The organism is Pseudomonas sp. KCJK9000 (assembly GCF_046230725.1).
Taxonomy (GTDB): Bacteria; Pseudomonadota; Gammaproteobacteria; order Pseudomonadales; family Pseudomonadaceae; genus Aquipseudomonas; species Aquipseudomonas promysalinigenes.
Window position 1 is genome coordinate 62,754 of record NZ_JBJJLN010000017.1, and the last position, 24,361, is coordinate 87,114.

A 24,361-nucleotide genomic window follows, 5' to 3' on the forward strand; every position below is an offset into this window, starting at 1 on the left:
CCTGCCGCTTGCAAGAGATTTCGGCAAGCGGCGTCGACATAGGGAGGACACCCTGTGTCTACAAGGCGATCTTCACAATAAAAATCCGGAGTAGTTCAGATGTCGTCTCGTGAGACTGGGAATGTTAAGTGGTTCAACGATGCCAAAGGTTATGGCTTCATTCAGCGTGAAGGTGGTGCGGATGTTTTCGTCCACTATCGGGCGATCCGCGGTGAGGGGCATCGTACCCTGGTCGAAGGGCAGCGGGTGGAATACGCCTGCGTGCAGGGCCAGAAAGGCCTGCAAGCCGAAGACGTAGTCGGGCTCTGAGCCTCTGTTCAAGCCTTGATCGGTAAGCTTCAAGCTGCAGGTGACCGTGTACTTGCAGCCTGATGCATACGCTTCTGACGCCCGTTGCTCAGGAGGTGCGCCAGGTGATTTCTTCTTCACCGTCGGCGCTGATGCGGATCCAGCGATCGGCGTCTTCTTCACCGTCTTCCTCGACCCAGCCACCCGGCGCACAACGCACTTCGACGTTCAGTGCCGCGAATGCCGCGCGAGCGCAGGCCACATCATCGGCCCATGGCGTCTGATCGCTTTCCAGGTACAGGCTGTTCCATTTCCCCACAGCTTTGGGTAACCAAGTGACCGGAATGTTACCGGCCTGGCATTTGAAGGTCTGGCCTTTTTGCTTCCATTGGCTGCATGGGCCGATGGCTTCGCTGAGCCACTGAGCGATCTGCTGGTGGTCGACGTCGGCGTCCTTCAGGTAGATCTCGATATCAGGTTGGCGCATAGGGGCTCCGGGTGTGCTCAGTGCTGGCGCACGAAATAGTCATAACGCATGGAAACCGTGACCGCGAAAGGCTCGGGCTGGTCGATCACTCGCGCGCGCTTTTCGGCGCTGGCGCGCCAGCCGTGCGGGGTCATCGCCAGCAGGTCGGCACGTGCCTTGGGCATGGCCAGGCTCAGGCGAAATTCGAGGATTTCGCTATGGGCATGGACCATGCCGTCGGGCACCAGTGCCAGGTGCTTGTCGTCGGCATAGTGGCGCACTTCATCGTAGAGTACTTCACGCAACTCCATCAGGTGGCCGCTGGTCGGGCCGACCCGCATCAGGCCGCCCCCTGGGCTGAGCAGGCGCTTGGCCTCGCCCCAGTCCAGGGGGCTGAACACGCTGGCGATGAACTGGCAGCTTTCATCGGCCAATGGCACACGTGCCATGCTGGCGACCATCCAGGTGACATTGGGAGCACGGCGACAAGCGCGTTTGACTGCCTCGCGGGAGATATCCAGGGCATATCCAGCGCTAGCAGGCAACCCATCGGCGATCTGGGCGGTGTAATAGCCCTCCCCACAACCGATATCCAGCCAGGCACCCGGTTGGCGCTCGGCGGCAAGCTGCGCCAGGCGCCGGGCCACTGGGGCGTAGTGGCCGGCATCGAGGAAATCGCGGCGGGCCTGCACCATGGCCTGGTTGTCGCCAGGGTCACGGCTGTTTTTGTGCTGCACCGGCAGCAGGTTCAGGTAACCCTGGCGCGCCCGATCGAAACGGTGGCCGGCAGGGCAGACTACCCCATTGTCGAGCTGCGAGAGGGGCGCCTGGCAGAGTGGGCAGGCGAGCATCAGGCGAGCAACCGGACCAGGGTCTGGTAGTAGATTTCGGTCAGCAGGTCGAGATCGCTGGCCAGGATCCGCTCATCCACCTGGTGGATGGTGGCGTTGACCGGGCCGATTTCGACCACCTGGGTGCCCATGGTGGCAATGAAGCGACCATCGGAGGTGCCGCCGCTGGTCGAGGGTTGGGTGTCGCGGCCGGTGACGCCCTTGATGCTGGCCGACACCGCATCGAGCAGTTCGCCAGGTTCGGTGAGGAACGGCAGGCCCGACAGTGCCCAATCGATCGACCAATCAAGCTGGTGTTTGTCGAGAATCGCCGACACCCGCGATTGCAGGCCTTCGACGGTCGACTCGGTGGAGAAGCGGAAGTTGAACAGCGCGGTCAACTCGCCAGGGACCACGTTAGTGGCGCCGGTGCCTGCGTTGAGGTTGGAGATCTGGAAACTGGTCGGCGGGAAAAACGCGTTGCCTTCGTCCCAGTGTTCTGCGGCCAGTTCCGCCAGGGCCGGTGCAGCCAAATGGATTGGGTTGCGGGCCAGGTGCGGGTAGGCCACATGGCCTTGTTTGCCACGTACGGTCAGCTTGGCGCCCAGCGAGCCACGGCGGCCGTTCTTGACCACGTCACCGAGCACGGTGGTGCTCGATGGTTCGCCAACGATGCACCAGTCCAGGCGCTCGTTGCGCGCTTTCAAGCGTTCGACCACCGCTTTGGTGCCATGGTGGGCTGGGCCTTCCTCGTCGCTGGTGATCAGGAAGGCGACCTTGCCACGGTGGTCAGGGTAGTCCTGCACGAAGCGCTCGCTGGCGATCACCATCGACGCCAGGCTGCCTTTCATATCGGCCGCACCCCGGCCACAGAGCATGCCGTCAGCGTCGATCAGCGCTTCGAACGGCTCATGCTGCCATTGTTGTACCGGGCCGGTGGGCACCACATCGGTGTGGCCGGCAAAGCACAGTACCGGGCCATCCTGGCTGCCGTGGGTAGCCCAGAAGTTGTCGACGTCTTCGATGCGCATCGGCTCGAGCTGGAAGCCCACGGCGCCCAGGCGGCTCATCATCTGGGCCTGGCAATCGGCATCGACGGGTGTGACCGAGGGGCGACGGATCAGGTCGCAGGCCAGTTGAAGGGTAGGCGAGAGCTCGGCAGGGGCCGTCATGGGGAACTCCGGGGCAGGCAAGGCGGGAATATCTGAGAGGCGTTATCTTATATCAAACAGACGATCCGGTGGGGCCGCGTTGCGGCCCATTCGCGGCACAAGCGTGCTTCTAAGAAGGCCACGCGGCTGGCTGCAGACGTGGCCTTGTGCTGCGAAGGGCTGCCAAGCAGCCCCGTTAGCCTCAGGCCTGCTGCGGCTCAGCGGCTTTTTCTGCAGGCTTGGGGAGCGACGAGAGAAAGGCCATCACCAATGCCGCCACGTAGGGCAGCGACTGCACCAGCAGCATCGCCACCCAGAATCGCATGTCCGAACTCGGCAGCCCCTGCACCAGATAGATCCCGGCCGCCGCGCCCCACAACAGCAGCATGATGAACAACTCCTCGCGCGCTTCGGAAATCGCCACCAACAAGCCATGGCTGTCGGCATTCTTCGGCGTCCGGAAGAACGGCATGCTACTGGTGAAGAACCCGTACAGCACCGCTTTGGCGATGGTGTGCGACAGCGCCAGCCCCGCCAATGCCGCAGCGAACGCATCCTTCATGTTCACCCCCACCGCACGGCGGTAGAGGAAGATGATCTTGCCGACCTTGAAGAAGAACAGCGCCAGCGGTGGAATGGCGAAGATCATCAGTGGCGGGTCGACCCGGTGTGGCACGATGATCATCGCAGCCGACCACAGCAGCGCACCGACCGTGAAGAAGATATTCATGCCATCGGCGATCCACGGCAGCCAGCCGGCCAGGAAGTGGTAACGCTGACCGCGGGTGAGCTCGCTGCCCTTGCCGCGCAGCAGGGCTGCGGCGTGATGCTTGATGATCTGGATGGCACCGTAGGCCCAGCGGAAGCGCTGCTTCTTGAAGTCGATGAAGGTATCGGGCATCAGGCCTTTGCCATAGCTGTTGTGCGCATAGGCCGCCGACAGGCCCTTCTCGAACACACGCAGGCCCAGCTCGGCGTCCTCGCAGATGCACCATTCGGCCCAGCCCAGCTCTTGCAACACGCTGCGCCGGGTCATGGTCATGGTGCCATGCTGAATGATCGCGTCGCGGTCATTGCGGGTGACCATACCGATGTGGAAGAAGCCTTTGTATTCGCTGTAGCAAAGCTTCTTGAAAGCGCTCTCGTGCTGGTCTCGGTAGTCCTGAGGCGACTGGACAACGGCGATTTTCGGGTCAGCGAAGTGCGGCACCATGTGCTTGAGCCAGTTGCGGTCCACGCAGTAGTCCGAATCGATCACCGCGATGACTTCGGCGTCCTTGGCGGTGTGCGGGAGCAGATAGTTCAACGCACCGCCCTTGAAACCGGCCAAAGGTGCTACGTGGAAGAACTTGAAACGTTCGCCAAGCTTTTCGCAGTGGGCCTTGAGCGGCTCCCATACGGCGGGGTCTTTGGTGTTGTTGTCGATCACCAGCACTTCATAGTCCGGATAATCCAGCGCAGCGAGGGCATCGAGGGTTTGCTTGACCATCTCCGGCGGCTCGTTGTAACAGGGCACGTGCACCGACACTTTCGGCCGGTACGCACTGTCGCCCTGTACCGGCAGGAATTCGCGCCGGCGTTTGAGGGTCCAGACCGCCTCGGCCAGCTCGTGTGCTTCGGTCATCAGCACGATGAACACGCCCAGCGCGCCGAGTGCCAGCAGCACCCCGACGGTGAGGCTGAACCAAGTGCTGTATTGCTGGCTGTAGTCATAGGCGATCCACACCAGCACCGACCCACACAGGAAGGTGATGAACGTCAGGAAGGTGCGGCCGCGCTGGCGCAGTGCCGAGCCGTCGATCAGCAGTACAGCCAAGGCGATCATGGCCAGCACCACTGAAGCCACCGCCAGGGCTCGCCACTGTGGAATGGCGACTACCGGCCCCTCGAAATTGAATTTCTGCTGGCGCTCGGCATTGAACACCCCCCAATAAGCGCCCACCGAGCCTTCGTCGTTGGCTTTCCAGGGTTGGTCGTAGGCTTCGATGACGAAATAGTTGTAGCCACGCCGGTTGAGGGTGTTGACCAGTGTACGCAGATAGATGGCCTGGTCGGCCTGGGAGGCATCGGCGCCTCCACGCATCCGGCCATTGCTGGGCCAGCCGACTTCCGACAGCAGCAATGGCTTGTGCGAGAACTGCTGGCGCAGCTCGCGGGCACGGTCTAGCACGAACTGCACCGAGTCCTTCATCGGCACGAATTCCCAGTACGGCAGGATGTGTGCGGCGATCAGGTCGACGTGCTTGGCAAGTTCCGGGTGTTCCTTCCAGATGTGCCACTGTTCGCTGGTGGTGACTGGCACCTTGACGGCGGCCCGCACCCGATCGAGGTACTTGATCAGCTGCTCGGCGGTGACCTCTTCGCGAAACAGCGCTTCGTTGCCGACCACTACTCGCACTACGCTGCGCGAGTGGTTGGCCAGTTCGATGCCTTTTTCGATTTCGCGCTCGTTGCGCTCCTGGTCATTGCTGATCCAGATCCCCAAGGTGACCCGCAGGCCCAACTCTTCGGCAAGCCGCGGGACTTCGGCCTGGGTGCCCTGGACGGTGTAGATACGGATGTTGTCAGTGAGCTTGTTCAGCTGCTCCAGGTCCTGACGCATCTCGTCCTCGCTTGGGTACTGGCCCTTTTGCGGGCTTTCGCCCAAGCGGAACGGCGAATACGAAAAGCCAGAGATCTGTTCTGGCCAGGCAGGGGCCGACACCGGACGATTGATCAGTGCCCAGAAGCCGGTGAACAGCGCGGCGATGGCCAGGACCACCACAAGGTTGAGGCCGAATTTGCGTGATGACATTGTGGTCCGTTTCTGTCTGAGTGGTAGGACATTAAAGCAGTAATGGTAGGATTTTTTCTAACATTGGAGGTGATTGCGGCCACTGGCCTATAATGCGCGCCGTTTTTTGCGTCAGAGCCCAGGGGTATCGACATGAGCACAGAAGATCCACGCTTCGCCGGCGTTGCCCGCCTGTACGGCGATGCAGGCCTGCAGCGGTTGAGCCGCGCCCATGTGGCAGTGGTCGGAATTGGCGGGGTTGGCTCGTGGGCGGCGGAAGCGTTGGCGCGCAGTGGTGTGGGTGAAATAACCCTGTTCGACCTGGACGATGTGTGCGTGAGCAACACCAACCGCCAGGCGCACGCTCTGGAGGGCCAGGTAGGGCGCCCCAAGGTCGAGGTCATGGCTGAGCGCCTGCGCGCGATCAACCCGGCGATCAACGTGCACAGTGTGGCGGATTTCGTGACTCGCGAAACCATGGCTGAGTACATCACCGAGCACATGGATGCGGTGATCGACTGCATCGACAGTGTGATGGCCAAGGCCGCGCTGATTGCCTGGTGTCGGCGGCGCAAGATCGCGATCGTCACCACTGGCGGCGCGGGTGGGCAGATCGACCCTACACAGGTCCAAGTGGGCGACCTTAACAAGACCTTCAACGACCCGCTGGCTTCGCGGGTGCGCTCGACCCTGCGACGGGACTACAACTTCTCGCGCAACACCAGCCGCAACTATGGTGTGCCATGCGTATTTTCCAGTGAGCAGCTGCGCTATCCGAAGGGCGATGGCAATGTCTGCCTGCAGAAGAGCTTCGTGGGCGAGGGTGTGCGGTTGGACTGTGCGGGCGGCTTTGGGGCGGTGATGATGGTGACCGCGACGTTCGGCATGGTGGCGGCGAGCAAGGCGATCGAGAAGCTGGTGGCAGGTGCGCGGCGCCCCTCGGAACGGATCAAGCCTGAATAGACTCGGCGCTTGATTCGTGGGTAAATCCGCTCTCACGACAGCCCAACCTTTTGGGCGTAGTGCACGAGCCTGTGGGAGCCGATTCACCCGCGATGGCCACAGCGCCGATCTAGAGGCCCGACGTCAACTCCGCCATCCGCTGCAACACTGCATGTAAACCATTGCTGCGCGAGGGCGACAGTTGGCGCTCCAGGCCCAACTGAGTGAACCACTGCCGCAAATCGAGGCGAGCCAACGCTTCGCTGGGCAAGCCTTGCACCCTCACCAACAACAAGGCCAGCAGCCCTCGCAGCAGGCGAGCATCGCTTGACGCTTTGAACTGCCACACCTGATCAACCTGCTTGGCCACCAGCCAGACCAGGCTCTGGCAGCCATGTACGCGATTGGCCTCGACTTTTTCCGCCTCGGTCAGCGGTTCCAGGCGATCGCCCCATTGCATCAGCAAGCGTGCCCGCTGCTCCCAACCACGGGCCTGGTCGAAACTGGCCAGTGCTTCCTGGGCCTGTAGCGGCAAGCTCATCGCAACAGCTCCAAGCCCTGATCCAGCGCTTCGAAGAACCGCTGCAAATCGCCACTGTCGTTGTACAGGCCCAGCGATACCCGTATCGCGCCCTCCAGCCCCAGCCCCTTGAGCAGGGGCATGGCGCAGTGATGGCCGGCGCGCACGGCGATACCTTGCTCGGTGAGCATATGGGCGATATCGGCGTTATGTACGCCGTCGATGACGAAGCTGGCCAGGGCGGCCTCGGGGGCGCCCAACACGCGCACACCTTCCCGGTCGGCAAGACCACGCAGCAGGTGCCGGTGCAGGCTGGCTTCGTGTTCGGCGACTGCCTGGCTATCGAGGTTTGCCAGGTAATCCAAGGTCGCCCCCAGGCCGACCACCCCGGCGATCGGTGGCGTGCCAGCTTCGAAACCCAGTGGCGCAGGGCGGAAACTGGCGCTCTGGTAATCGGCCCGCTGGACCATTTCACCGCCAAACTGCCAGTGACGCAGCAGCTCCAGTGCCCGGCTACGGCCGTACAGCACACCGACACCATCGGGCCCATACAACTTGTGGCTGGAGAATACGTAGAAGTCGCAGCCCAGCGCTTGCACATCATGGCGGCCATGGACTACCCCCTGGGCGCCATCGACGACGGTCAACGCGCCCTGTGCCTGGGCGTGGGCCAACAACGCGGGCAGGGGCTGCCAGGTGCCTAGCACGTTGGAGAGTTGGCTGACCGCGAGCAGGCGGGTGCGAGGCCCGATGAGCTGCAGTGCCTGTTCCAGGTCGATACGCCCCTGTGTGTCCAGCGGCAGCACTACCAAGCGCACGCCTCGCCGCCTGGCCAGTTGCTGCCAGGGCAACAGGTTGGCATGGTGCTCCAGTGCGCTGATGGCAATCTCGTCGCCGGCTTCGAAGCGGTATTCCAGGCTGTAGGCCAGCAGGTTCAGGGCCGACGTGGCGCCATGGGTGAAAATCACCTGCCGCGAATCTGCGGCATTGATCCAAGCTGCGACCTTGTCGCGGCTTGCCTCGAAAGCCTGGGTCGCCAGGGCGCCGGGCAAGTGTTGGGCGCGGTGCACATTGGCGGCGCCGTGGCCATAGTAATGGCTCAGGGCATCGAGCAGCGCTTGGGGCTTCTGAGTGGTGGCGGCGCTGTCCAGGTAGGTCTGGTGCTGGCGCTGCAGGGCGGCAATGGCGGGGAAATCGGCGCGCCAGGGGGAGGGCTGGAACATGTTCGCGGGGCCTGCAATGAAAATCGGGTCTGGCGCATCGACGCCAGACCCGATCTTAACACTTAAGCCCTGTGAGGTCCGCAGTTGCGGGCAGCCCGCGCTTGCAGTGGGCGAGGTGCCTTAGTTGTGCGCGTGCAGCGCCTCGTTCAGCTCGATCGCCGACTTGTGGGTTTTGCATTCCACGGCGCCGTTGAGCGAGTTGCGGCGGAACAGCAGGTCGGTCTGGCCGGCCAGGTCGCGAGCCTTGACGACTTTTACCAGCTCGTTGTTCTCATCGAGCAGGTTCACCTTGGTGCCTGCGGTGATGTACAGGCCGGCCTCGACAGTGTTGCGGTCACCCAGGGGGATGCCGATACCGGCGTTGGCGCCGATCAGGCAACCTTCGCCGACCTTGATGACAATGTTGCCGCCGCCGGACAAAGTACCCATGGTCGAGCAGCCGCCGCCCAGGTCGGAGCCTTTGCCGACGAACACGCCTGCAGAAACCCGGCCCTCGATCATGCCCGGGCCTTCGGTGCCAGCGTTAAAGTTGACGAAGCCTTCGTGCATGATGGTGGTGCCTTCGCCGATGTAAGCGCCCAGGCGCACACGGGCGGTGTCGGCGATGCGCACGCCGGCCGGAACCACGTAGTCGGTCATTTTCGGGAACTTGTCGACCGAGAACACTTCCAGCAGCTCGCCCTTGAGGCGGGCTTCAAGTTGCAGTTCTGCCAGCTCGTTCAGGTCGACCGCACCTTGGTTGGTCCAGGCGACATTGGGCAGCAGTGGGAAGATACCGGCCAGGCTCAGGCCATGGGGTTTGACCAGGCGGTGCGACAGCAGGTGCAACTTGAGGTAGGCCTCTGGGGTCGAGGTCAGTGCGGCGTCTTCGGCCAGCAGCGTGGCGACCAGTGGCTTGTGGCTTTCGGCCAGGCGGGTCAGCAGTGCCGCTTGAGCCGCGTCGACGCCCTTGAGCGCTTCGGCCAGTTGTGCCGCCTGGGCGTTGCTGAAGGCGATCGCCTGGTTGCCACCGGTGTAGCCAAGGATTGGCGCGACTGCGGCCACAAGCTCGGCGCTGGGGTTGAGCATGGGTTGTGCGTAGAACACTTCCAGCCAGGTGCCCTGGCGGTTCTGGGAGCCGACACCGAAGGCCAGGCTGAACAGGGTATTGGACATGTGATTACCTCGTGCGAAATAGGGTGGGGGCTCAGGCCAGAGCGGCGGCGTAGAGGTCAGGCTTGAAGCCGACCAGGGTGCGCTCGCCAAGGGCTAGCACCGGGCGCTTGATCATCGACGGCTGGGCCAGCATCAACTCGACGGCCTTGGCCTGGTCGAGGTCGGCCTTGCTGGCGTCGTCGAGCTTGCGGAAGGTTGTACCGGCACGGTTGAGGATGGCTTCCCAACCGTGTTCGTCACACCAACGGTTCAGGCTGTCGCGGTCGATACCTTGGCTCTTGTAGTCGTGGAATTCGTAGGCGATGGCATTTTCGTCGAGCCAGGTCCGCGCTTTTTTCATGGTGTCACAGGCTTTGATGCCGTAGAGCGTGTAGGTCATTGTGTGCATTGAGGCCACAGTCTGCCCCAATTTCTCCATTTCCGAATGTCAGTCGCGGGATTATGCGGGAACGATCCAGTGAGCGCCACGGGGTGTGTAGGTCTTGAGTTTTTAGACTCATATGAATCATCGTGTTACATATCCAGTGGCTGCTTGCGACCATCGTGCAAGGGCTTGGACCGACCTGGCCCCGCTAACATGTGTTGCAGTGACGGTCATTGCCCCGCTGTCGTTTCTGGTTGAAAAGGAAGCTTTGAAGGATGCAGTCCGCTTATACCGTCCTCATCCTGCTGACACTGGTCAGCGTGTCGAAACTGGTCGGGCGCTTGATCCCGCTACCGCTGCCTTTGTTGCAGATTGCCGCCGGTGCGCTGCTGGCCTGGCCCACGCTCGGGTTACACGTGGCGCTGGACCCTGAGCTGTTCCTTTTCCTGTTTCTGCCGCCGCTGTTGTTCGCCGACGGTTGGCGCATCCCTAAGCGCGAGTTGTGGCGCATCCGCGGGCCGGTCGTTGCGCTGGCCGTTGGCTTGGTGCTGTTCACGGTGGTAGGCGCTGGTTACTTCATCCACTGGCTGCTGCCGAGCATCCCGCTACCGGCTGCATTTGCACTGGCAGCGGTGTTGTCGCCTACCGACGCCGTGGCGGTATCGGCCATCAGCCAGGACCGCCTGCCGACGCCGCTGATGCACATGCTTCAAGGTGAAGCGTTGCTCAACGATGCTTCGGGCCTGGTCACCTTCAAGTTCGCCTTGGCGGCGGCCATTACCGGGGCCTTTTCGCTGGCCGATGCCAGCTTCAACTTCGTTGTGGTCGCCCTTGGCGGCCTGGCGGTGGGTGTCGCGCTGAGCTGGTTGCTCGGCCGGCTGCGTGCCTGGATGATCGCCCGCGGTTGGGATGACCCCGCCACTCACGTGGTATTCATGCTGCTGTTGCCCTTCGCCGCCTATGTTCTGGCCGAGCGGCTGGGTGTGTCGGGCATTCTCTCGGCAGTGGCTGCCGGCATGATGCAAAGCTGGCTCGACCTGTTGCCACGCCAGACCAGTACACGCCTGCTCAATCGCAGCGTCTGGTCGCTGCTGGAGTTCGCTTTCAACGGCCTGATCTTCCTTCTGCTGGGCTTGCAGCTGCCGGATATCATCAAGGCTGTGGTCAGCCACGAGTCTACGCTCTGGCCGGCGCTGGCCTGGCGCTGCCTGGAGGTGCTGGCGATTTTTGCCACGCTGGTCCTGCTGCGGTTTGTCTGGGTCCAAAGCATCTGGCGGTCGATCGGCGTGTTGCGTCGTTGGCGGGGCAAGCCTGCGCTGGTGCTGGTGCCTACAGCGCGGTCCTGCTGGCTGTTGACCCTGGGAGGGGTGCGTGGGGCGGTGACCTTGGCCGGTGTGATGTCGATACCGCTACTGATGGGGGCGGGTCAGGCGTTTCCCGAGCGTGACCTGCTGATCTTCATTGCTGCCGGGGTGATTCTTCTTTCGCTGATCAGTGCTGTGATCGCTCTGCCGCTGCTGTTGCGCGGGGTGGCCAAGAGCCCCGACGAGCGCTTGCATCAGGAGGTTCAGGAAGCCTGGCGGTTGACCGCAGAGGCGGCGATCCATGCGCTGGAAGCCGAGGAGCTGATAGACGCCAGTGCGCCGCAGGACGCGGCGCAGGCAACCCTGGCCGCCGAACTCAAGGCGCGGCTGATGGCTGAATACCGGGATACGCTGGACAAGTACAACGATACCGCCGAAGCCCGGGCGCTGGCCGAGCAGATGGATTTGCTCGAACGGCGCTTGCGCCTTCGCGCGCTCAGGGCGCAACGCCTGGCGTTATACAGCCTGCACCGCCAGCATCGGGTTGGCGATGAGGTTGTGCGACAGGTGCTGGGCGAGCTGGACTTGAGTGAGGCCAACCTCGGGCAGGTCAGGTAAACCGTAGGGGGCGTCAAGCGCCCCCTGATCGTTTCAACGGGCCTGAAGGAACGCGCGAATCCGCTCGGCAGCCTCGATGCACTCGGCCAATGGCGCAACCAGCGCCATGCGCACCCGTCCGGCACCTGGGTTGACACCGTCAACCTCACGGGACAGGTACGACCCTGGAACGACGGTCACATGCTCGGCTTCGAACAGGTCGCGGGTGAACTGCGCATCGCAACCTGGGACTTTCGCCCACAGGTAGAAGCTGCCATCCGGGCGCTGCACGTCCAGCACCGGTTGCAGGATATCGAGCACGGCATCGTACTTGGCGCGGTACTGATCACGGTTGTCGCGCACATGCGCTTCATCCTGCCAGGCAGCGATGCTGGCCAACTGGGTTTGCACCGGCATGGCGCAGCCGTGGTAGGTGCGGTACAGCAGGAACGGTTTGATGATCGACGCGTCACCGGCGACGAAGCCCGAGCGCAGGCCCGGCAGGTTGGAGCGCTTGGACAGGCTGTGGAACACCACGCAGCGGGCGAAGTCGCTACGGCCAAGCTCGGCACAGGCGCTCAGCAGGCCCGGTGGTGGTGCGTCTTCGTCGAAATACAGCTCGCTGTAGCACTCGTCGGCAGCAATCACGAAATCGTGCTCGTCAGCCAAGGCAATCAGCTTTTTCAGGGTCGCCATCGGCACCAGTGCCCCAGTGGGGTTGCCTGGCGAGCACAGGAAGAGGATTTGGCAGCGCCGCCAGACGTCGGCTGGTACCGCCTCGAAGTCGGGGTTGAAGCCGTTGTCTTCCAGGCACGGCAGGTAGTGTGGGGTCGCGCCGGCCAGCAACGCTGCGCCTTCGTAGATCTGGTAGAACGGATTGGGGCTGACCACCAGGCCGTCATCGGCGCGGTTGACCACGGCTTGGGTGAAGGCGAACAGCGCCTCACGGGTGCCGTTGACCGGCAGGATGTGGCGCTCGGCATCCAGCCAGCCCGCTGGCACGCCGAAGCGGCGCTCACACCATTGGCCAATGGCCTGGCGCAGCCCCGGCAAGCCCAGCGTGCTCGGGTACACGGCCAGCTTGTCGAGGTTGTCGGCCATGGCCTTGGCGACGAATGCCGGCGATTCGTGTTTCGGCTCACCGATCGACAGGGCAATGGCGCGTTTGTCTGCCGCAGGCTTCACGGTGCCCAGCAGGGCGCGCAGTTTCTCGAACGGGTAGGGCTGGAGCTGGGTCAAGGCATGGTTCATCGGCGCAAGGTCTCGTCAATCATCTAATCGTTAAAAAGTCACACGGCTCGGGCTGGCTTCACTGGCTTGGCCGGCCTGCAGTTGCTGCACGATCGCTTCTTGCAGGCGGCTGCACAGCTGGGGGTCGGATAGCGGCTGGTTGTCGGCATCGGTAATGAAGAATACGTCCTCCACCCGCTCGCCGAGGGTGGCGATCTTGGCATTCTGCAGCGACAGGTCGAACTCCAGGAAAATCCGCCCCAGCCGCGCCAGCAGGCCAGGGCGGTCGGGGGCGGTGATCTCGAGTATGGTCACCGGGCGCTGGGCATCGTTGAGAATGGTTACCTGCGGCGGGAAATTGAAATGCTTGAGCTGGCGTGGCACCCGGCGCTGGATGATGGTTGGGTAATCCTCGGGGTTGCGCAGCGCTTCGGTCAGCCCGTCGCGGATCTGCTTGACCCGCTGCGGATTGTCGCCGATCGAGCCACCATCGTTGTCGAGCACGATGTAGGTATCGAGGGTGAACTGGCTGCTGGAGGTGATGATCCGCGCATCGTGGATGTTCAGGTTCAGCTGTGACATGGCGGCCACGGTCACGGCAAAGAAGTCGTGCTGGTCGGGCGCGTAGATGAAGATCTGCGTGCCGCCTTCGAATTCGCGTTGCGTGGTTTCCTTGATGAGTACCAGCGGGCCACCGTCGGCCGGTTGCTGGAGGATGGCATCGCTGTGCCAGGCCACATCCGCGGCGGTGTGTTTGAGGAAATAGTCATCGCCCAATTGCGACCATAGTTGCTCGACGTCGTCCGGGTCAGTGCCCTCGCGCACCAGAATATCGAGCGCCGCCGACTGGGTCTGTCGGATCTGTTCCTCGCGGTCCAGCGGATTTTCCAGGCCGCGGCGCAGGGCACGCTTGGTTTCGGTGTAGAGCTGGCGCAGCAGGCTGGCGCGCCATGAGTTCCACAGGCTAGGGTTGGTGGCGTTGATATCGGCCACGGTCAGCACGTAGAGGTAGTCAAGACGCGTCTCGTCACCGACGTGCAGGGCAAAGTCATTGATCACCTGCGGGTCGGACAGGTCCTTGCGCTGAGCGGTGGTCGACATCACCAGGTGGTTCTGCACCAACCAGACGATCAGCCGGCTGTCCCAGGCCGGAAGCTGGTGGCGTTCGCAGAACTTCTGCGCATCCACCGCGCCGATTTCGGAATGGTCGCCCTGGCGGCCCTTGCCGATGTCGTGATAAAGGCCTGCCAGGTAGATCAGCTCGGGCTTGGGCAAGCGACCCATGAGTTTGCTGGCCAGCGGGAATTTCTCGGACACCGGCGTGTACTGCAACTTGCGCAGGTGCTTGATGAGGTTGAGGGTATGCGCATCGACCGTATAAATGTGGAACAGGTCGTGCTGCATCTGCCCAACGATCAGCCCGAATTCCGGCAGATAGCGGCCGAGGATGCCGTATCGGTTCATCCGCCTAAGGTTGCGGTGGATGCCGATTTCGCACTTGAACAGCTCGATGAACAGGCTGGTGTTGCGGATATCGTTGCGGAAGGTTTCGTCGATCAGGTGCCGGTGCTCGCGCAGCAGGCGCACGGTGTCGGCACGCACCCCTTTGATCTCCGGGTGCTGGGCCATCAGCACGAAGATCTCCAGCATGGCGAATGGAGTACGCTTGAACACGTTTGGCTTGGTCGCTTCGATATACCCGTCGTGCAAGCGAAAGCGTGCGTTCAGTGGTTGGGTGGTGCCGCTGTCGTCATCGGCGAGGATGACTTCCTCGAAGTGCTGGATGATCAAGTCGCACAACTGGCTGATGCTCATCACCACCCGGTAGTACTGCTGCATGAACTGCTCGATGGCGCGCTTGGGGTTATCGTCGCTGTAACCGAGCAGCGCGGCGATGCTGCGCTGGTGGTCGAACAACAGGCGGTCCTCGGCGCGCCCAGCAAGCATGTGCAGGGCGTAACGCACCTTCCACAGGAAGTCCTGAGACGAGGCCAGCAGTTCGTTCTCGCTCTCCAACAAAAAACCTTCGCCGGCGAGGGCGTGCAGGTTCAACGTGCCGTACTGGCGGCGGGCGACCCAGAGCACTGTCTGGATATCGCGCAAGCCACCCGGTGAGCCTTTGACGTTCGGTTCGAGGTTGTATTCGGTGTCGTTGTACTTGTGGTGGCGGGCCTTGAGTTCGGCGCGCTTGGCCAGGAAGAACTCCTTGCTCGGCCACATGTAAGCGGTGCTGGTGACATCCAGCATGCGCTGGCGCAGGCCTTCGGGGCCGGCAATGGTGCGGCTTTCCATCAGGTTGGTGATCACCGTCAGGTCGGCACGGGCCTGCTCGGCGCATTCATCGACGGTGCGCACGCTCTGGCCGACTTCAAGGCCGATGTCCCAGAGCAGCGTGAGGAAGCGTTCGATGGCCTCGCGGTACTGCTCATGTTCGGCGGCGCCAAGCAGGATCAGCAGGTCGATGTCCGAGTGCGGGTGCAGCTCGCCGCGACCATAGCCGCCAACCGCTACCAGGGCGATGCCGCTGGTGTCGCCCCAGTCGAACTGGTTCCAGGCTTGTTGCAGGATATTGTCGACCAGCCAGGCGCGAGCCTCGATCAGGGGGCGGATTTCGCACCCTGCGCGAAAACGCCGATCGAGCACCTCGCCGGCCTGGCGGATGGCTTTCTTGAAGGCGGCGATGGGGCTCGCCTTGAGTGCCAGTTCAGCCTGGAACTGGCCGCGGTCGAACAGTTCGGGATCCACCTGGGGCATTGCGTCGCGTTCCTGTCTAAAGGTTGCCTTGAGTGCAATCAGGCCGAGGTGCGGGGGATGGTGTCGTCCTTGCGCAAGGTGAAGATCTCGTAACCGGTCGCGGTCACCACCAGGGTGTGTTCCCACTGGGCCGAGAGCTTGCGATCCTTGGTAATGGCGGTCCAGCCGTCGCCCAGCACTTTGGTGTCAGCCTTGCCCTGGTTGATCATCGGCTCGATGGTGAAGGTCATGCCTTCCTTGAGCTCCATGCCGGTGCCGGCGCGGCCGTAGTGGAGGATCTGCGGTTCTTCATGGAACACCTTGCCGATGCCGTGGCCACAGAATTCACGCACGACCGAGAAGCCATTCTTCTCGGCATGCTTCTGGATCACTTCGCCGATATCGCCCAGGCGGCAACCGGGCTTGACCAGTTCGATGGCCTTGTACATGCATTCCTGCGTGACCTTGGACAGGCGCTCGGCCCAGACTGGCACGTTGCCGACATGGAACATGCGGCTGGTATCGCCGTGATAGCCATCCTTGATCACGGTGACGTCGATGTTGAGCGTGTCACCGTCCTTGAGTGGCTTGTCGTTGGGGATCCCGTGGCAGACCACGTGGTTGATCGAGGTGCAGATCGATTTCGGGTAGCCCTTGTAGTTCAGGGGCGCCGGAATGGCCTGTTGGACGTTGACGATGTAGTCGTGGCACAGGCGGTCGAGCTCTTCGGTGGTGACGCCGGGCTTGACGTGTTCTTCGATCATTTCCAGCACCTCGGCGGCCAGGCGGCCGGCGATGCGCATCTTCTCGATGTCTTCAGCAGTCTTGATGGTGACGGTCATTACAGGCTCTCTACGGCGCCGCAGGCGGCGCGAAAAAACGGGAAAGGCCGGATTCTAGCAGAGCAGGGCGGCATTCTGCCGGATAAACGCGGGAACGCTGCGGTCTACAGGAGGCATTCTGGCCTGTTTGCCAGGGTGCTGCAAAAACGGCTGACGGACGCAATCTGATCTGGGTTTCGTTCGCTGGCAGTCTGTGGTATAAAGTGCGCCGCTTTCGGGGCCGACCCCGTCAGCTCAAACCCACACACGTGTCGACACGATGGCCTGGGTGCCCCGGATTCAAGGATTCGTGGGTTGGTCATTGGGATACGTGGAGGCCCAACCCGACTTATCAAGGAACTATCATGTCCCAAGTCAACATGCGCGATATGCTGAAGGCCGGTGTGCACTTCGGTCACCAGACCCGTTACTGGAACCCGAAAATGGGCAAGTACATTTTCGGTGCGCGCAACAAGATCCACATCATCAACCTGGAAAAAACCCTGCCGATGTTCAACGACGCTCTGTCGTTCGTAGAGCGCCTGGCCCAGGGCAAGAACAAGATCCTGTTCGTCGGCACCAAGCGTTCCGCTGGCAAGATCGTCGCCGAGCAAGCTGCTCGCGCAGGTTCGCCATACGTTGACCACCGTTGGTTGGGCGGCATGCTGACCAACTACAAGACCATCCGTGCTTCGATCAAGCGTCTGCGCGACCTGGAAACCCAGGCCGAAGATGGCACCTTCGCCAAGCTGACCAAGAAAGAAGCTCTGATGCGTTCCCGCGACCTGGAAAAACTGGATCGCAGCCTGGGCGGTATCAAGGACATGGGCGGCCTGCCTGATGCCCTGTTCGTGATCGACGTTGACCACGAGCGCATTGCTATCACCGAAGCCAACAAGCTGGGCATCCCGGTCATCGGCGTTGTCGATACCAACAGCAGCCCAGAAGGTGTTGACTTCGTTATCCCAGGTAACGATGACGCCATTCGCGCTATCGAGCTGTACATGACTTCGATGGCTGACGCCGTCATCCGCGGCCGCAACAACGTTGCCGGTGGCACTGAAGTCTACGCTGAAGAAGCGGCTGCACCTGCTGCTGAGTAATAGGCGCTAGCGTCTACTTGGCACGCAAAAAGGGGGCTCTGCCCCCTTTTTGCCACCTTGAAATCCTGCTGTCAGCTTCGGCCCTGCATGATGGGCGAGCTGATATAAAGGCAGCGATTTGCAGAATTTAACGCCCGTGACGAGCGGGTGGAATGGTTGAAAAACTTTCCAAGAGGATTTTGAAATGGCAGCAATTACTGCGGCGCTGGTCAAAGAACTGCGCGAGCGTACCGGCGAAGGCATGATGGATTGCAAGAAGGCCCTGGAAAAGGCCGGCGGCGACATCGAGAAAGCCATTGACGACATGCGTGCTTCGGGCGCCATCAAGGCCGCCAAAAAGGCTGGCAACGTGGCTGCTGAAGGCGCCATCGCCGTCAAGACCGACGGCAAAGCCGCCGTTCTGCTGGAAGTGAACTCGCAGACCGACTTCCTGGCCCTGCAAGACGACTTCAAGAACTTCGTGGCCGAAAGCCTGGAAGAAGCCTTCGCTCAGAAACTGACCGACGCTGCCCCGCTGATCGCCTCGCGCGAGGCTGCTCGTGAAGCCCTGGTCGCCAAGTGCGGCGAAAACGTCAACATCCGCCGCCTGGTGCGTGTTGAAGGCGACGTTGTCGGTGCCTACCTGCACGGCAACAAGATCGGGGCTGCCGTTGTTCTGAAGGGCGGCGACATCGAGCTGGCCAAAAACATCGCCATGCACGTTGCAGCTTCGAACCCAGAGTTCCTGGATTCGTCGGAAATCTCCGCCGAGGCCATCGAGCGCGAGAAGAACGTCTTCCTGCAGCTGAACGCTGACAAGATCGCTGGCAAGCCAGAAAACATCGTTGAGAACATGATCAACGGTCGTATCACCAAGTTCAAAGCCGAAGCTTCGCTCAAAGAGCAGGCCTTCGTCATGAACCCAGAAGTCAAAGTCGGCGAGCTGGCCAAGAAAGCTGGCGCTGAAATCGTTTCCTTCACCTACTTCAAAGTTGGCGAAGGCATCGAGAAGCCGGTCGACGACTTCGCTGCTGAAGTTGCCGCTCAGGTAGCTGCTGCCAAGCAGTAAGACAGCCCCGTCTGTCGCCCCAAAGAGGCTGCCCGCTCACGCGCGCAGCCTCTTTGTCAAACGGAGAAGGGGTTTATCGAGCCTCGTCTTCGCTGGCGCCACATCGGTGCCACGCTACAGTTAGCAGGCTGCAAACAGCCCGCACGAATTTTCTAAAAGTACGCCGCAGGAGAGACTCGCAATGGCTCAGCAGGTGAGTGGTCGCCAACCTCGCTATAAACGCATTTTGCTCAAACTTAGCGGCGAGGCCCTGATGGGCTCGGAAGACTTCGGGATCGACCCGAAGGTGCTGGACCGCATGGCCCTGGAAGTTGGCCAGTTGGTAGGGATCGGCGTTCAGGTCGGCCTGGTGATCGGTGGTGGCAACCTGTTCCGCGGCGCAGCGCTCAGCGCAGCCGGCATGGACCGTGTCACGGGCGATCACATGGGCATGCTCGCCACCGTGATGAACGCATTGGCCATGCGCGATGCGCTGGAGCGTTCGAACATCCCGGCCCTGGTCATGTCGGCTATTTCCATGGTCGGTGTGACCGATCATTACGACCGTCGCAAAGCTATTCGCCACCTCAACTCCGGGGATGTGGTAATTTTCTCTGCTGGTACCGGCAACCCGTTCTTCACCACCGACTCTGCAGCCTGCCTGCGCGCCATCGAAATCGATGCCGACGTGGTGTTGAAGGCGACCAAGGTCGATGGCGTGTACACTGCCGATCCATTCAAGGATCCGCATGCCGAGAAGTTCGATCACCTGACCTACGACGAGGTCCTGGATCGCAAGCTTGGCGTGATGGACCTGACCGCAATCTGCCTGTGCCGTGACCACAAGATGCCATTGCGGGTATTCAACATGAACAAGCCTGGCGCCCTGCTGAACATCGTAGTCGGTGGCGCCGAAGGTACTCTGATCGAGGAAGGCCAAGCATGATCAACGACATCAAGAAAGACGCGCAGGAGCGCATGGGCAAGTCCATCGAAGCCCTGGTTCGTAACCTGGCGGCGATCCGCACCGGTCGCGCTCATCCAAGCATCCTGGATAGCGTCAGGGTCACTGCCTGGGGTAGCGAGATGCCGCTGAACCAGGTGGCCGCGATTACCGTCGAAGACGCCCGCACCCTGAAGATCGTCGCCCACGACAAGAACCTCAGCGCTGCCATCGAAAAGGCCATCCTGACTTCCGACCTGGGCCTGAATCCGTCCAGCGCCGGTACCACCATCCGTGTGCCGATGCCGGCTCTGACCGAAGAAACCCGCAAGGGCTACACCAAGCAGGCCAGTGGCGTTGCCGAAGATGCCAAAGTGGCTGTGCGCAACGTGCGCCGCGATGCCCTTGCCGACCTGAAAAAGCTGACCAAGGACAAGGCCATCAGCGAAGACGAAGAACGTCGCGCCGCAGATGAAATCCAGAAGCTGACCGACAAATTCGTCGCCGAAGTCGATGCTGCTTTCAAAGCCAAGGAAAAGGACCTGATGGCCGTCTAAGGCCGAGGTTTTTTAATGGAAAAGTCCAAGTTGGCGGCACCACTTTCGGTGCCGCGTCACGTCGCGATCATCATGGATGGCAACAACCGCTGGGCGAAGAAGCGCCTGTTGCCCGGCGTCGCCGGGCACAAGGCTGGCGTCGACGCGGTGCGCGCAGTCATCGAAGTGTGCGCCGAGTCCGGGGTCGAAGTGCTGACCCTGTTCGCATTCTCCAGTGAAAACTGGCAACGTCCGGCCGACGAGGTCGGTGCGTTGATGGAGCTGTTTTTCACGGCTTTGCGCCGGGAGGCACGGCGCCTCAACGAGAACAACATCAGCCTGCGCATCATCGGTGATCGCTCACGCTTTCACCCCGAGTTGCAGGCCGCCATGCGCGAAGCCGAAGCGCTGACTGCTGGCAACAACCGCTTCATCCTGCAGATCGCCGCGAACTACGGTGGCCAGTGGGATATCGCGCAAGCTGCCCAGCGCCTGGCGCGTGAGGTTCAGGCAGGCCATTTGCGGCCTGACGACATCACCCCAGGGTTGCTGCAGACTTGCCTGGCCACCGGCGAGCTGCCTTTGCCTGACCTGTGCATCCGTACCGGTGGTGAGCACCGCATCAGCAACTTCCTGCTATGGCAGCTGGCGTATGCCGAGCTGTATTTCTCCGACCTGTACTGGCCGGATTTCAAACACGAGGCCATGCGCAAAGCACTGGCCGAATTCGCATCGCGCCAGCGCCGCTTCGGTAAGACCAGCGAGCAGGTCGAGGCTGGAGCTCGTGCTTAATGCTTAAACAACGCATCATTACAGCGCTGATCCTGCTGCCGGTCGCGCTGGGCGGTTTCTTTCTGCTCAACGGCGGGGATTTCGCCCTGTTCATCGGCTTCGTGGTGACCCTGGGTGCCTGGGAATGGGCGCGTCTGGCCGGGCTTGTGGCTCAGCCTCTGCGTATCGCCTATGCCGCGGTGGTCGCTGGCGCGCTGATGCTGCTGCACCTGATGCCGGACCTGGCCCCGTGGGTGCTCGGGGCTTCGGTCATCTGGTGGGGGTTGGCCACCTGGCTGGTACTGACCTACCCACGCAGCAGCGAACTATGGGCCAGCGCCGCTTGCAAGCTGTTGATCGGCCTGTTGATCCTGCTGCCTGCCTGGCAAGGCCTGATGCTGCTCAAGCACTGGCAGCTAGGTAATTGGCTGATTTTGTCGGTGATGGTGCTGGTCTGGGCTGCCGACATCGGCGCCTATTTCTCCGGTCGCGCCTTTGGCAAACGCAAGCTCGCCCCACAGGTAAGCCCCGGCAAGAGCTGGGAAGGGGTATATGGTGGCCTGGCGGTCAGCCTGGCGATCACCCTTGTGGTCGGTATCAACCGTGGCTGGGGCTTCGGCCAATTGCTGCTGGGGTTGCTGGGCGCGGCCCTGGTGGTCATGTCTTCGGTGATCGGTGATTTGACCGAGAGCATGTTCAAGCGCCGCGCCGGCATCAAGGACAGCAGCAACCTGCTGCCTGGGCACGGCGGTGTGCTCGATCGCATCGATAGCCTGACCGCAGCCATCCCGGTCTTTGCCGTGCTGCTGTGGGCCGCTGAATGGGGTGTTATGTGAGCACCGTGCAGCGGATTACCGTGCTGGGCGCTACAGGCTCGATTGGCCTGAGCACCCTGGATGTGATTGCGCGCCACCCTGAGCGCTACCAAGTCTATGCGTTGAGCGGCTACACCCGTATCGATGACCTGCTGGCTCTGTGCGTTCAGCATCGCCCGGCCTATGCCGTGGTACCCAGCCCTGAGGCGGCGGTGCGCCTGCGCTTAGGGCTGGCCGATGCTGGCTGCGCTACCCAAGTGCTGGAAGGGGAGGCCGGGCTGTGCGAGGTTGCAGCCGCGCCGCAAGTGGATGCAGTGATGGCGGCCATCGTCGGTGCCGCCGGCCTGCGCCCGACCTTGGCTGCGGTCGAGGCCGGCAAGAAGGTGCTGCTGGCCAACAAAGAGGCGCTGGTGATGTCCGGCGCTTTGTTCATGGAGGCGGTGCGCCGCAGTGGTGCGGTACTGTTGCCGATCGACAGTGAACACAACGCCATTTTCCAGTGCCTGCCGGGCGATTACGCCCGTGGCCTGAGCCAGGTCGGTGTGCGCCGCATCTTGCTGACCGCCTCGGGTGGTCCGTTCCGCGAAACACCGCTGCCGGCCTTGGTCGACGTCACCCCTGAGCAAGCTTGCGCCCACCCCAACTGGTCAATGGGCCGGAAGATTTCGGTGGACTCGGCCAGCATGATGAACAAAGGCCTGGAACTGATCGAAGCCTGCTGGCTATTCGATGCAGCGCCGGCCAAGGTCGAAGTGGTGGTGCATCCGCAAAGCGTGATCCACTCGCTGGTCGACTACGTCGATGGTTCGGTGCTGGCTCAGTTGGGCAACCCGGATATGCGCACGCCCATCGCCAACGCACTGGCTTGGCCTGAGCGTATCGAGTCAGGTGTTGCCCCGCTGGATTTATTCGCCATCGCCCGCCTGGACTTCCAGGCGCCTGACGAGTTGCGCTTCCCGTGCCTGCGCCTGGCGCGACAAGCAGCTGAAGCTGGTAACAGTGCACCTGCGGTGCTCAACGCGGCCAACGAGGTCGCGGTCGAGGCATTTCTCCAGCGGCGTATCCGCTTCCCGGAGATCGCGAGTATGATCGAGCAGGTGCTTGAGCAAGAACCTGTCGTGCCTTTGCTGTCGCTGGAGGCTGTATTTGCCGCCGACCAACGTGCGCGCGAATTGGCGCGCGAGTGGCTGAGGCGACATGGCCGTTGAGGCAGGTGGCGCTGCCAGGGTTTTGCTGAACGTCATTCGGAGATAGATATGACTGCGCTCTACATGATTGTCGGCACCCTGGTGGCCCTGGGTGTATTGGTCACATTCCACGAGTTTGGCCACTTCTGGGTAGCCCGGCGCTGCGGTGTCAAAGTACTGCGGTTCTCCGTGGGCTTCGGTACACCACTGCTGCGCTGGCATGATCGCCAGGGCACCGAGTTCGTGGTGGCCGCCATCCCGCTGGGTGGCTACGTGAAGATGCTCGATGAGCGCGAAGGCGATGTGCCGACGGCACTGGCCGACCAGGCGTTCAATCGCAAGTCGGTGCGCCAGCGCATTGCGATCGTGGCCGCAGGCCCGATTGCCAACTTCCTGTTGGCCATCGTGTTCTTCTGGCTGCTGGCCATGCTCGGCACGCAGCAGATCCGTCCGGTGATCGGTGGCGTCGAGCCGGGAAGCTTGGCCGCTTCTGCTGGCCTGGCCGCCGGTCAGGAAATTGTCTCGGTCGATGGCAAGGCGACCAGCGGTTGGTCAGCCATCAATCTGCAGCTGGTCAGGCGCCTGGGCGAGAGCGGCACGTTGCAGCTCGGTGTGCGTGACGAGGGCAGCAGTGCCGAGCGCCAACTGCCAATCAAACTGGATCATTGGCTCAAAGGTGCCGACGAGCCTGACCCCATCCAGTCCCTGGGCCTGCGCCCGTGGCGGCCTATGGTGTCTCCTGTGCTTGCCGAGATCGACCCGAAGGGCCCAGCGGCATCTGCTGGCCTGAAGGTTGGGGACAAACTGCTTGCCCTCGACGGGGCGGCGTTGAGCGATTGGCAGCAGGTGGTGGACAGCGTCCGCGCCCGGCCGGATGCCGCTGTGGTGTTGCGCGTCGAGCGCGATGGCGCGGCCCTGGATGTGCCGGTCACCCTGGCTCACAAAGGGGAAGGCAAGGCTGTCGGTGGCTACCTGGGGGCAGGCGTGAAGGGCGGCGAATGGCCGGCAAACATGCTACGAGAAGTCAGCTATGGGCCGCTGGATGCCGTTGGCGAAGGCCTATCGCGTACCTGGAACATGAGTGTGCTGACCCTCGAGTCGCTCAAGAAAATGCTGTTCGGGGAGCTCTCGGTAAAAAACTTGAGTGGACCGATAACCATTGCTAAAGTGGCGGGCGCTTCAGCCCAGTCCGGCGTGGGGGATTTCCTGAATTTCCTGGCCTACCTGAGCATAAGCCTGGGGGTTCTTAACCTGCTGCCCATTCCAGTACTGGATGGGGGGCATTTGCTGTTTTACCTGGTCGAGTGGGCGCGCGGTCGTCCGCTGTCGGAACGGGTGCAAGGTTGGGGGATTCAGATCGGTATCAGTTTGGTCGTAGGGGTGATGTTGCTCGCCCTGATCAACGATCTGGGTCGACTATAAAAGCTTCGCACAATTGCGAGCCTGCCGTTTCCATACGGCGGTTGTTTATTGCCAGTTGGAATAAAAGGACTTCATGAAACGTCTGCTGCTAACTGCGGTCATGTCCGCACTGATGATCGCTGAAGTTCACGCCGAGTCCTTCACCATCTCCGATATTCGT

General features: G+C 62.0%; 22 protein-coding genes and 1 pseudogene. 12 read left to right on the forward strand and 11 right to left on the reverse strand.

The genetic code is table 11. The annotated features are described in order from the left end of the window. Positions 1-99: 99 nt before the first annotated feature. Positions 100-309, forward strand: a complete 210-nt coding sequence (locus ACK59H_RS10295) for a cold-shock protein (protein ID WP_003252255.1) — start codon at positions 100-102, stop codon at positions 307-309. Between the two features lie 88 nt (positions 310-397). Here ACK59H_RS10295 and ACK59H_RS10300 read toward each other — a convergent pair whose 3' ends face one another. The 4 genes from ACK59H_RS10300 to ACK59H_RS10315 form a co-directional block, all read right to left on the reverse strand. Further along, entirely contained in the window at positions 398-775 is a 378-nt protein-coding gene (locus ACK59H_RS10300; RefSeq protein ID WP_060478362.1) for a hypothetical protein, read from the reverse strand. 17 nt (positions 776-792) lie between these two features. Further along, positions 793-1,605: a putative RNA methyltransferase gene (locus tag ACK59H_RS10305; RefSeq protein ID WP_060478361.1), complete on the reverse strand. Its 813-nt coding sequence runs from the start codon at positions 1,603-1,605 to the stop codon at positions 793-795. Continuing rightward, positions 1,605-2,756 (reverse strand): succinyl-diaminopimelate desuccinylase, encoded by a 1,152-nt coding sequence (gene dapE / locus ACK59H_RS10310; protein ID WP_060478360.1) that lies wholly within the window; start codon positions 2,754-2,756, stop codon positions 1,605-1,607. The genes ACK59H_RS10305 and dapE overlap by 1 nt, the downstream gene beginning before the upstream one ends. A gap of 181 nt (positions 2,757-2,937) precedes the next feature. Next, positions 2,938-5,529 (reverse strand): glycosyltransferase, encoded by a 2,592-nt coding sequence (locus tag ACK59H_RS10315; protein WP_060478359.1) that lies wholly within the window; start codon positions 5,527-5,529, stop codon positions 2,938-2,940. A gap of 132 nt (positions 5,530-5,661) precedes the next feature. Between ACK59H_RS10315 and tcdA the strand changes: the two genes are divergently transcribed. Then, on the forward strand, positions 5,662-6,471 hold the full coding sequence (gene tcdA, locus ACK59H_RS10320) for a tRNA cyclic N6-threonylcarbamoyladenosine(37) synthase TcdA (RefSeq protein ID WP_060478358.1): 810 nt from the start codon (positions 5,662-5,664) through the stop codon (positions 6,469-6,471). A gap of 109 nt (positions 6,472-6,580) precedes the next feature. Here the strand turns inward: tcdA and ACK59H_RS10325 are convergent, their stop codons facing one another. The 4 genes from ACK59H_RS10325 to ACK59H_RS10340 form a co-directional block, all read right to left on the reverse strand. After that, on the reverse strand, positions 6,581-6,991 hold the full coding sequence (locus tag ACK59H_RS10325; RefSeq protein WP_060478357.1) for a SufE family protein: 411 nt from the start codon (positions 6,989-6,991) through the stop codon (positions 6,581-6,583). After that, positions 6,988-8,193, reverse strand: coding sequence for a cysteine desulfurase (locus tag ACK59H_RS10330; RefSeq protein WP_060478356.1), 1,206 nt, complete (start codon positions 8,191-8,193; stop codon positions 6,988-6,990). Before ACK59H_RS10330 ends, ACK59H_RS10325 begins: the two co-directional genes overlap by 4 nt. A gap of 120 nt (positions 8,194-8,313) precedes the next feature. Beyond that, a complete protein-coding gene (dapD, locus tag ACK59H_RS10335; RefSeq protein WP_060478355.1) occupies positions 8,314-9,348 on the reverse strand; it encodes a 2,3,4,5-tetrahydropyridine-2,6-dicarboxylate N-succinyltransferase in 1,035 nt (344 codons plus the stop codon). A gap of 31 nt (positions 9,349-9,379) precedes the next feature. Then, the gene (locus tag ACK59H_RS10340; RefSeq protein WP_060478354.1) at positions 9,380-9,727 is read right to left on the reverse strand and encodes an ArsC family reductase; all 348 of its coding nucleotides are present in this window, start codon (positions 9,725-9,727) and stop codon (positions 9,380-9,382) included. A gap of 260 nt (positions 9,728-9,987) precedes the next feature. Between ACK59H_RS10340 and ACK59H_RS10345 the strand changes: the two genes are divergently transcribed. Continuing rightward, positions 9,988-11,634: a Na+/H+ antiporter gene (locus tag ACK59H_RS10345; RefSeq protein ID WP_060478353.1), complete on the forward strand. Its 1,647-nt coding sequence runs from the start codon at positions 9,988-9,990 to the stop codon at positions 11,632-11,634. Positions 11,635-11,667: 33 nt separating this feature from the next. Here ACK59H_RS10345 and dapC read toward each other — a convergent pair whose 3' ends face one another. Genes dapC through map form a run of 3 tightly spaced genes read right to left on the reverse strand, consistent with a single transcriptional unit; the run spans position 11,668 to position 16,418 of the window. After that, on the reverse strand, positions 11,668-12,864 hold the full coding sequence (gene dapC / locus ACK59H_RS10350) for a succinyldiaminopimelate transaminase (RefSeq protein ID WP_060478352.1): 1,197 nt from the start codon (positions 12,862-12,864) through the stop codon (positions 11,668-11,670). A 30-nt stretch (positions 12,865-12,894) separates the two neighbouring features. Then, positions 12,895-15,597: a [protein-PII] uridylyltransferase gene (locus ACK59H_RS10355; RefSeq protein WP_060478351.1), complete on the reverse strand. Its 2,703-nt coding sequence runs from the start codon at positions 15,595-15,597 to the stop codon at positions 12,895-12,897. Between the two features lie 38 nt (positions 15,598-15,635). Further along, positions 15,636-16,418 (reverse strand): type I methionyl aminopeptidase, encoded by a 783-nt coding sequence (gene map / locus ACK59H_RS10360; RefSeq protein ID WP_003252286.1) that lies wholly within the window; start codon positions 16,416-16,418, stop codon positions 15,636-15,638. Between the two features lie 344 nt (positions 16,419-16,762). Between map and rpsB the strand changes: the two genes are divergently transcribed. The 9 genes and pseudogenes from rpsB to ACK59H_RS10405 form a co-directional block, all read left to right on the forward strand. Next, the gene (gene rpsB, locus ACK59H_RS10365; protein WP_027920037.1) at positions 16,763-17,500 is read left to right on the forward strand and encodes a 30S ribosomal protein S2; all 738 of its coding nucleotides are present in this window, start codon (positions 16,763-16,765) and stop codon (positions 17,498-17,500) included. A 184-nt stretch (positions 17,501-17,684) separates the two neighbouring features. After that, entirely contained in the window at positions 17,685-18,548 is an 864-nt protein-coding gene (gene tsf, locus ACK59H_RS10370; protein WP_060478350.1) for a translation elongation factor Ts, read from the forward strand. A 181-nt stretch (positions 18,549-18,729) separates the two neighbouring features. After that, positions 18,730-19,473 (forward strand): UMP kinase, encoded by a 744-nt coding sequence (gene pyrH, locus ACK59H_RS10375; RefSeq protein ID WP_056796398.1) that lies wholly within the window; start codon positions 18,730-18,732, stop codon positions 19,471-19,473. After that, positions 19,470-20,027 (forward strand): ribosome recycling factor, encoded by a 558-nt coding sequence (gene frr, locus ACK59H_RS10380; protein WP_060478348.1) that lies wholly within the window; start codon positions 19,470-19,472, stop codon positions 20,025-20,027. Before pyrH ends, frr begins: the two co-directional genes overlap by 4 nt. 15 nt (positions 20,028-20,042) lie before the next feature. Further along, positions 20,043-20,798 carry a polyprenyl diphosphate synthase gene (uppS, locus tag ACK59H_RS10385; RefSeq protein ID WP_060478347.1) on the forward strand — a complete coding sequence of 252 codons (756 nt, stop codon included), beginning with the start codon at positions 20,043-20,045 and terminating at the stop codon, positions 20,796-20,798. Then, entirely contained in the window at positions 20,798-21,613 is an 816-nt protein-coding gene (locus ACK59H_RS10390; protein ID WP_060478346.1) for a phosphatidate cytidylyltransferase, read from the forward strand. Before uppS ends, ACK59H_RS10390 begins: the two co-directional genes overlap by 1 nt. Continuing rightward, positions 21,610-22,800, forward strand: a complete 1,191-nt coding sequence (ispC, locus tag ACK59H_RS10395; protein WP_060478345.1) for a 1-deoxy-D-xylulose-5-phosphate reductoisomerase — start codon at positions 21,610-21,612, stop codon at positions 22,798-22,800. Before ACK59H_RS10390 ends, ispC begins: the two co-directional genes overlap by 4 nt. A gap of 48 nt (positions 22,801-22,848) precedes the next feature. After that, complete coding sequence (gene rseP, locus ACK59H_RS10400) at positions 22,849-24,201, forward strand: sigma E protease regulator RseP (RefSeq protein WP_060478344.1); 1,353 nt, start codon at positions 22,849-22,851, stop codon at positions 24,199-24,201. 73 nt (positions 24,202-24,274) lie between these two features. Further along, a pseudogene (locus tag ACK59H_RS10405) lies at positions 24,275-24,361 on the forward strand (outer membrane assembly protein); the annotation flags it as partial.